The organism is Mesorhizobium sp. M2A.F.Ca.ET.037.01.1.1, from assembly GCF_003998075.1.
Lineage (GTDB): Bacteria > Pseudomonadota > Alphaproteobacteria > Rhizobiales > Rhizobiaceae > Mesorhizobium.
The window spans coordinates 1-7,183 of sequence record NZ_RZSA01000259.1 but is presented as its reverse complement, the minus strand read 5'-3'; the positions used below and the strand labels follow the sequence as shown (position 1 = coordinate 7,183).

At 62.1% G+C, this 7,183-nt stretch carries 10 protein-coding genes; 4 read left to right on the top strand and 6 right to left on the bottom strand.

Going from position 1 to position 7,183, the window contains the following annotated elements; all coding sequences use genetic code 11:
• Positions 1-567, bottom strand: a 567-nt coding sequence (locus tag EOA27_RS15015) for a hypothetical protein (RefSeq protein WP_127256586.1), incomplete at its 3' end; no start/stop codon positions are given.
• Positions 568-676: 109 nt separating this feature from the next.
• On the opposite strand from EOA27_RS15015, the gene EOA27_RS15010 reads away from it, so the two are divergent.
• Complete coding sequence (locus EOA27_RS15010; RefSeq protein WP_126083819.1) at positions 677-1,021, top strand: hypothetical protein; 345 nt, start codon at positions 677-679, stop codon at positions 1,019-1,021.
• An 18-nt stretch (positions 1,022-1,039) separates the two neighbouring features.
• Positions 1,040-1,567, top strand: coding sequence for a gamma carbonic anhydrase family protein (locus tag EOA27_RS15005; protein WP_126082853.1), 528 nt, complete (start codon positions 1,040-1,042; stop codon positions 1,565-1,567).
• A 20-nt stretch (positions 1,568-1,587) separates the two neighbouring features.
• Here EOA27_RS15005 and EOA27_RS15000 read toward each other — a convergent pair whose 3' ends face one another.
• The 4 genes from EOA27_RS15000 to EOA27_RS14985 all read right to left on the bottom strand — a co-directional run bounded on the left by EOA27_RS15000 (position 1,588) and on the right by EOA27_RS14985 (position 4,669).
• On the bottom strand, positions 1,588-2,136 hold the full coding sequence (locus EOA27_RS15000; RefSeq protein ID WP_126082852.1) for an ankyrin repeat domain-containing protein: 549 nt from the start codon (positions 2,134-2,136) through the stop codon (positions 1,588-1,590).
• Positions 2,137-2,391: 255 nt separating this feature from the next.
• A complete protein-coding gene (locus EOA27_RS14995; protein ID WP_126082851.1) occupies positions 2,392-2,997 on the bottom strand; it encodes a transglutaminase-like cysteine peptidase in 606 nt (201 codons plus the stop codon).
• A 241-nt stretch (positions 2,998-3,238) separates the two neighbouring features.
• Positions 3,239-3,856, bottom strand: coding sequence for a PilZ domain-containing protein (locus EOA27_RS14990; RefSeq protein WP_126061083.1), 618 nt, complete (start codon positions 3,854-3,856; stop codon positions 3,239-3,241).
• 174 nt (positions 3,857-4,030) lie between these two features.
• The gene (locus EOA27_RS14985) at positions 4,031-4,669 is read right to left on the bottom strand and encodes a PAS domain-containing protein (protein WP_126082850.1); all 639 of its coding nucleotides are present in this window, start codon (positions 4,667-4,669) and stop codon (positions 4,031-4,033) included.
• A 426-nt stretch (positions 4,670-5,095) separates the two neighbouring features.
• Between EOA27_RS14985 and EOA27_RS14980 the strand changes: the two genes are divergently transcribed.
• Both EOA27_RS14980 and EOA27_RS14975 read left to right on the top strand, forming a co-directional pair.
• Positions 5,096-5,839: a rhomboid family intramembrane serine protease gene (locus EOA27_RS14980; protein ID WP_126082849.1), complete on the top strand. Its 744-nt coding sequence runs from the start codon at positions 5,096-5,098 to the stop codon at positions 5,837-5,839.
• A 126-nt stretch (positions 5,840-5,965) separates the two neighbouring features.
• Entirely contained in the window at positions 5,966-6,397 is a 432-nt protein-coding gene (locus EOA27_RS14975) for a CBS domain-containing protein (protein ID WP_126082848.1), read from the top strand.
• Between the two features lie 44 nt (positions 6,398-6,441).
• Here EOA27_RS14975 and EOA27_RS14970 read toward each other — a convergent pair whose 3' ends face one another.
• Complete coding sequence (locus tag EOA27_RS14970) at positions 6,442-6,711, bottom strand: YjhX family toxin (protein ID WP_245467390.1); 270 nt, start codon at positions 6,709-6,711, stop codon at positions 6,442-6,444.
• Positions 6,712-7,183 lie beyond the last annotated feature (472 nt).

Genomic DNA, 7,183 nt, shown 5'->3' with positions numbered 1-7,183 from the left:
CCCGCTGAGGCAGCGGGCGACAAACGGATCCTTGCCGGGACGCTCGGCGACGGCCAGCACCTCGTTGAGATAGCCTGATTTTTCGCTGAAAGCGTAAACCGTCGTGCCGCCCGGGCCAGGGGTGCCGGGCTTTTCGATCAGGGCGCTGTAGATCGGCGCGAAACGGCCGCTCATGTCGCGCGACATCATGCGCGGCTCGAACGACAGGAAGATGATCTTCCTGGTCGTCGTGTGGTTGAAGTCGTCACGCGCGGCCGCGCTGTAGCCGTCCATCTCGGGATAGCGCAGATAGAGATCGAGCCGCGAGGCGATGCCGTCGCGCCTGGCCTGGTCGAAGCGGATGAAGTTTGCCGGCACGCTGATCAGATTGTTGCCCATGACGATCTGGCGCACCATGGTGTCATCCGAATAGCCCGCCATGGCGATCGACCGTCCGAGCCATTTGCCGCCGACGCTGATCGCCACCGAAAGCAGCGCCAGAGCCGCGAAAATATAGAAGACCCGCTTCATCAGGGTCGAATCGACGACCTCGAAGTCCGGGCTCTCGGCAGCCGTTGCGTCTCTCATCGCTCTTTCCCGATCCGCCCACCTGTCCTTCGGCGGCACAGCCTGCGCGGCATGGCTCTTGCAGCGCGTTGGCACGACTGTGCGTTTTCATGGTAAACGGTTGGTAAACATGGAGCCCGTTGTGCTTGTTCTTTACGCGTTTGCGATTGGTATCACGGCTTGCGGATTGGCCGGATCGGCCATGGAGCTTTTCTCCGGACGACGCCTGGCCTTCGCCGAGCCCTATGTTTCGCCGGTCCATATCCTGCGCTCGCTCGCGGCAACGGCCTGCGCCGGACCGTTCATGCTTACCAACGAAGCCTTGGCCGCCCGGCGCGAGGGCCGCATCGGCACGATGGCGCTGTTGTCCTGCGGCTGCACGGCCATCGTCTGGGCTCTGGCGCTTGGCGTCGTGCTCATCGCCATTGCATCCTGGGCGACCGAGAACTTAGGGTCTTTTGAATTCGCTGGTTGAGACGAATGGGAGACGAAAATGCCGGTCTATGCGATCGATGGGAAGGCGCCCGAGTTCGAGGACGCCGATACGAACTGGATCGCGCCGGACGCCACGCTGATCGGCAGTATCAGGATCGGCCGCAATGTCGGCTTCTGGTTCGGCGTCGCCATCCGCGGCGATGGCGAGCGCATCACGATCGGCGCCGACACCAATGTGCAGGAACATACGATCATGCACACCGATCCGGGCTTTCCACTGACCATCGGCGAAGGCTGCACGATCGGTCATAGGGCTCTGCTGCATGGCTGCACGATCGGCGACAACAGCCTGATCGGCATGGGCGCCATCGTGCTGAACGGCGCCAGGATCGGCAACAACTCGCTGGTCGGCGCCGGCGCGCTGGTGACGGAAAACAAGGTTTTTCCAGACAATTCGCTGATCGTCGGCTCGCCCGCAAAGGTGATCAGGACGCTGGATGAAGCGGCGGTCGAGCGCCTGCGCGCCTCGGCGGCTCACTATGTGGCCAACGCCAAACGCTTCAAGGCCAAGCTAACGGTGGTATAACGGCGGCCGCGCGCCGCGCGTCATCGGCGGCTGTCCATCGCTTCACGCAGCAGCAAGGCGCCGGCCTCGAAGCCGGCCTCTTCCGCGCCTTCCAATGGTGTCTCATAGTCGTCGATGCGGGTTCTTAGCGATGGATCCGCGCCCGAGAGCAGCAGCAGCTGAATCGCCTCGGCGTCACGCCGCGAAACCGCGTAGTGCAGGGGCGTCCAGTCGCTCACGCCGCGCATGTTCGGGTCGGCGCCATGCTCGAGCAGGATATGGATGACGTCCAGCCGGTCCGGCCGTTCCGTCGACAACGCCGCAATGATCGAAGGAAACCCGGCGGGATCGTCATAGTTCGGGTTCGAGCCGGCATCGAGCAAGGCGGTGATGAAGGCGGCCGGGCTCCAGTAGATCGCATATTCCAGCGGATGACCAAGGCCGAGCTCGAACGGCATCCGCTCGTCGAACCAGCGCGCAGAGCCGCCGAGCGCAACACCCAGAGCCGCGAAATCTCCGGCCTTGAACGCCTCGTCTATGGCCTTGAACAACAGATGGCGGGCGCCGCGTTCCTCAGGGATTTCCAGCATCGCCTTCATCCGCAATGAGCGAGCTATATTGCTCCCTTCCGCCTCGCTCGGAAAGGCCGTCTCGGCAGAGGCCGTCGGCAAGAACCCCGATCGCTGCCTTCGACAGGCCTAGCCCGAAACAGCGGAGCCGGCCCCGGGGACAGGGGCCGGCTCCTAAAACCCGGTCGTTGGGGACGGGGAGGGTGGGGACTCGACCGGGCTTTCTTCCTGGGCACGCCGCCGCGTCGCCGCGACATGCCCGATCGCTTCGGCGCCTTAGCGGACGCTGGCGACCGCGTCCTCGCGGCCGTCGTTGATCGTCACCCAAACGCCGGAATTCTCAGTCGATTGGCGCTTGAGATAGGTGTAGACCGTATCGTTCCAGGCGAGCACTTTCGGCTCGAGATTGTCGAGGATGAACTCGCCGAGGCCGGTGCGCACGGTGAGCACGGCATGGCCGTCGCCATTGGGCTGGCGCACCACCGTCATCAACAGATTGCCGGCCGGGACACCCGCGGCCATCAACTCGCGGCGCTTCTCCAGCGCGTAATCCTCGCAGTCGCCAACACCATTGTCGGGATAGGCCCAGTATTCCTCGACACCGTAGATTTCCATGTCGGTGCGCGGCTTGACGCGGGCGTTGACCGAATTGTTGATGTTGATGATCGTCGCCCACAGCTTGCGCGTCAGTTCGACCGGCGGTCCCTTCGGCGTCCGCTCGTTGCACTCGACCGGAATGCGCTGACAGAAATCATAGTGACCGACCGGCTGGGTGGTGCGGCCACCCGTATGCATGAACACCGGTCCTGCGCTTGCCGTGCCCCAGGCGGAAAGCTGCATCGCCATTGCCAAGAGCAACAGCTTGCCCCTCGTCATTTTCATTCTTGTAGTCTCCCCGTTTGAGGAGACTGTGCCACGTTGGGATTTATTTGACGCAAAAACTCGAAGTAGACATTGAGTAAAACGCCAGTAGAATAAACATAAAATTTGAACTATCGTGGGCCTGGGTTGTTCAGATTTGTAACGATTTGGTAGGTGCCGGGTGGCCTATTTCGGGTGAAAACCGGGCAACAAAAAACCGGCCGCCGAGGGCCGGTTCGTTTTCGCTTTGCGGTGGCTTGCGTCAGGACCGCGGCGCGTTGAATTCCTGGTCGAGCGTTTCCGGCCGCTGAATGACGGCGAATTCGATGGCGACGCCGTCCTCGAAATGGCGCACCACCTGGCCGCGCATGGTTCCAAGCATGACCTGGATGCCGATCGCCGGCTTGACGTCGATCTCGATCGCGGCGCCCGAGAGCGACAGGTCGATGATGCGGCACTGATACTGGCGCCCGTCGGTGAGCTGCAGGACGCTCATCGGGTTGCGCGGCGCCACGCGCTCGTGGCGACGGTCCTCGGGCAGGTCCAGCTCATGCTTGTTGGCAAGCCAGGTGAGCTGCGCGGCAAGCTTGTCCTTCTTGCGATCGGAGGCGATGACAGTCATGGCGAAACCGTCCGGCGACGTGCGCGTCACGATGCCCTCGACACGGCCGATATGGTCGATATAGGCGATGACCTTCTCGCCCGGCATGCCGATGCGGTCGGTGCGCAGCGCGACATTGCCTGGCGACATATCGATCACCTGGCATGGATGCTCGGTGCGGTCTTCCAGCATGAAGCGTCCGTAAATCTTGACCCGGACACGCTGAAAGTTGCGCCGCTCAGCTCGTGACGGTGCAAATTCTACCGCCGCTGACCTCATGACTGCCTGCACCCCAATGGCATTCCGCGCGACGATGCGTGGAATTTCGCCCGAAAAACTACAGCAGAGCAGGTTAACAAACGGGAAAAATCGGCCGCGAAAGCCCGGGCCAGGAGACTCGCGCGACGGGGAAAAATTAACCACGCGTGAGGGGAAAATCCCGCGCGGCCGGGCTCATTCGTGACGTCCGCCGTCGAGGACGACGAGGTGGCGGATGCGGCGCACGCGGCCGAGCGCCGAGATGGTTTCCGGGGGATCGAATTCGGACGGAACGAGCGAGGGAACCTCGATCGCCGGCCGGTTCTTCAGGAACATCGGTTCCTTCTCGGGATCTATCACCCGGATCGTGTCGATAAGCGCGTCGGCAAGCGGGTCGGCGCCAAGCCAGAACGGCTTTTCGACGGTGCTGAAAATGCCGAGGCAGCGCGGGTTCTCGTGGCCCCCATCCAACGGCAGCGCAAGGAGCTCGAATTTGTTGGAGCGGCCGTTGCGGCTGAATCCCTCGTAGGTCATGAGCAGCACCGATTTCTGATCGAAAACGCCCTGCATCAGCCGCGACACCAGACGCTGGTCCTTCTCGCGCCACAGCGAAGGAAAAGAGAAGCCCTTGAGCTCGCGTCCGTAATAGGCGCAGAGCCTCGTGCCGGCCAGCCGAAACACCGCTTCGCCGCGCGTGTCGCGCTCTAGGATGAAGGTGTCGGCCAGAAGCGACTTGATGTCGGCTGGCTCCACTTCCGATCGCTTCGGGGCGAGGCGGCCATCACGCAACTGATTCCAATATTGGAACAGCGCGATCGATCCTTTTTCTTTCATGTCCATTCCGCTCCGCACAATCTGTCTTTTGATGTCCCATCGGCGAACAGACAGGGCGCCCTCCGATGACCTTCATGCGGTGCGGAGCAGGATGCGTGCCAGTATCGTTAACGTTTGTTCACGCCTCGGGGTCGTTAAGGTTAACAAATGGTTTACATTGCGTGCCGCCGAGGCCCGTGGCACATCAAAACCACTCCAAAACGGCCGTTCTAGCGACGACCGGCAGCACTTCAGTCAGAGTTTACGGGGAGCAGGGGACTCGACCGGCCGTCCAGGGGGACACCTGGACGGCCTTCTTTTTGATTCGTTCCCGTTCTGATTCGCGCCTTCTCCCGCACGCGTCCTGTGGCGAATAGCCATTTGTGATTCGAAAAAGCGTGATCTACATGCTCGTCGAAATCCCTGACTCCCGGACCGCAAGGGCGCATGAGCGAGCCTGTAAGCCCCACTGAGAACGAACCGCCGCCGGACGAGGCTCCAGAGCCAAGGCGCCGCGAACCGGTGTTCAACCTGCCGCCAGTGGTGTTGGCCGCGATCGGCATTTGCGCGGCTGTCTTTCTGTTGCAGCAATATGTCCTGGACGATGCGCAGAACATGGTACTGCTCTACGACGGAGCCTTCATTCCGGTGCTCTACACCGGCAAGTATGGCTTCGACTGGTTCTCGTTCACGCGTCCATTCACCTATGCGTTCATGCATGGTGGCATTGCCCACATCGCCATCAACATGATCTGGCTGGCGGCCTTCGGCTCGCCGCTCGCCAATCGTCTCGGCGCGCTGCGTTTCGCCATATTCTACGCGGTGACCGGGCTGGCTTCGGTTGTTCTGTTCTGGGCGCTGCATCCCTATGGCGAGGTGCCGCTCGTCGGCGCGTCGGGGGCGATTTCCGGCATGATGGGCGCGGCCGCGCGCTATGGCTTCCGCATCGACCGGTCGTCCGGCAGGGCGGCCTTCGCCGGCGAGCCGTTGCCGATCGCGGCCGTGTTGCGCTCGCGCGGCGTCATGACCTTTCTTGGCGTCTGGATGGTGATCAATCTGGCAACCGGCCTGCTCGGCTTCGCGCCGGGTGTCGACGGCCAGATCGCCTGGGAAGCCCATATTGGCGGCTTCATCGCCGGCTTCTTCGGATTGCGTTTCTTCGACCGCCGCCGGCTGCCGCCTACTCCTTAGGCGCACTTGAAAAGCAACCAATCACGGCGCACCATGTTTGCTAAGCACCCGGTGTCTTCCTAGGGGCGCAGGGGCTGAAAAGCCGGTCGGGGCGGGGAGCCGGCGTCAAAGGCAGTGGAGGACGCCATGACGGTTAAGGCAATTCTCGAAAGCAAGGGCCATGACGTGTTCACGCTCGGGCCCAATGAGAAACTCAGCGAGGCCATTCGCATGCTGGCCGAGCACAGGATCGGCGCGCTCGTCATCACCAATGGCGACCGGAAGATTGTCGGCATCCTCTCGGAGCGCGACGTCGTCAAGGTCCTGGCCAGGGAGGGCGCCGCCGCGCTCGACATCGCCGTGCGCTCTGCGATGACACCGAAGGTGAAGATCTGCAACGAAAACCACACGGTCAACGAGGTCATGGAGATCATGACGAGGGGCCGCTTCCGCCATCTGCCGGTGGAGAAAAACGGCCTGCTCGACGGCATCGTCTCCATCGGCGACGTGGTCAAGCGCCGCATCGAGGACGTCGAGCGCGAAGCCGAGGAGATCAGGGCCTACATCGCCACCGCCTAGCGTGCGAAATATGCCGCCGGTTTTTCGGCCGGCGGCATTGGGCATTAGCGGTTGTCGAGCTCGGCGTGGACGAGCTGCAGCCCGCGCCGGGTGATGCGGTAGGGGCCGGCTTCCGTCGAAGAAACCGCTTTCTTGCGCCTCAGTCGTCGAAAGAGCTCCAGGTCGAAGCCAGGATAGCGCCAGCCGTCGCGGGTCAGGCACTGGACGGAGGCGATCTTTTTACTCTCGTTTTTTTCGATTTCGATACGCCCGCCCTGCGCGAGCAGATGCAGTATGCGCTGTTCCCCACAGCGCCGCGCGTCTCGGACGCGCAAAAGGACGCTGTGGCACTCTTGGTTGGCGCATGATCCTTTCCGAAAATCGGTTCCGATTTTCGGGGTCATGCGCTGCGCGAAATGTCCATTGGATAAAGTCCCGGGAAAAACAACAAAAGCCGCCGCCGCGAGACATCGCGGCACGGGGTTTCAGGTTTTTCTGCCCTGCCTCGCTACGAGGTCAGGGCTTCACCGGGACTGAGCGTAAGTGGACATCCACTCTCCATTGGGAGGAGTGTCCCATAGGCGAACGTAGCGGAAAAGGCCAGCGTGTGGGCTTTACGCTTGTCTCGCAGGGCGGTTTGCACTAGCGAAGTTGCGCACCGAAATATGCGTTTTGCATATCGCGAATTCTAAGATACGCAGGCCTCCATGAGCATCATCGACACCCGCACCCCTGACGCGAAACGTCTGATCCCCGGCGCCACCGGCGACTGGGAAATCATCATCGGGCTCGAAGTGCATGCGCAAG

What these genes read in the sequence shown, in the direction of transcription:
- EOA27_RS15010 (WP_126083819.1), top strand. Translation starts at nt 677, where the DNA reads ATGGAGCCCGTTGTGCTTGTTCTTTACGCGTTTGCGATTGGTATCACG.
- EOA27_RS14980 (WP_126082849.1), top strand. Translation starts at nt 5,096, where the DNA reads ATGAGCGAGCCTGTAAGCCCCACTGAGAACGAACCGCCGCCGGACGAG.
- EOA27_RS14995 (WP_126082851.1), bottom strand. Translation starts at nt 2,997, where the DNA reads ATGAAAATGACGAGGGGCAAGCTGTTGCTCTTGGCAATGGCGATGCAG.
- EOA27_RS14985 (WP_126082850.1), bottom strand. Translation starts at nt 4,669, where the DNA reads ATGAAAGAAAAAGGATCGATCGCGCTGTTCCAATATTGGAATCAGTTG.
- EOA27_RS15000 (WP_126082852.1), bottom strand. Translation starts at nt 2,136, where the DNA reads ATGCTGGAAATCCCTGAGGAACGCGGCGCCCGCCATCTGTTGTTCAAG.
- EOA27_RS14975 (WP_126082848.1), top strand. Translation starts at nt 5,966, where the DNA reads ATGACGGTTAAGGCAATTCTCGAAAGCAAGGGCCATGACGTGTTCACG.
- EOA27_RS14990 (WP_126061083.1), bottom strand. Translation starts at nt 3,856, where the DNA reads ATGAGGTCAGCGGCGGTAGAATTTGCACCGTCACGAGCTGAGCGGCGC.
- EOA27_RS15005 (WP_126082853.1), top strand. Translation starts at nt 1,040, where the DNA reads ATGCCGGTCTATGCGATCGATGGGAAGGCGCCCGAGTTCGAGGACGCC.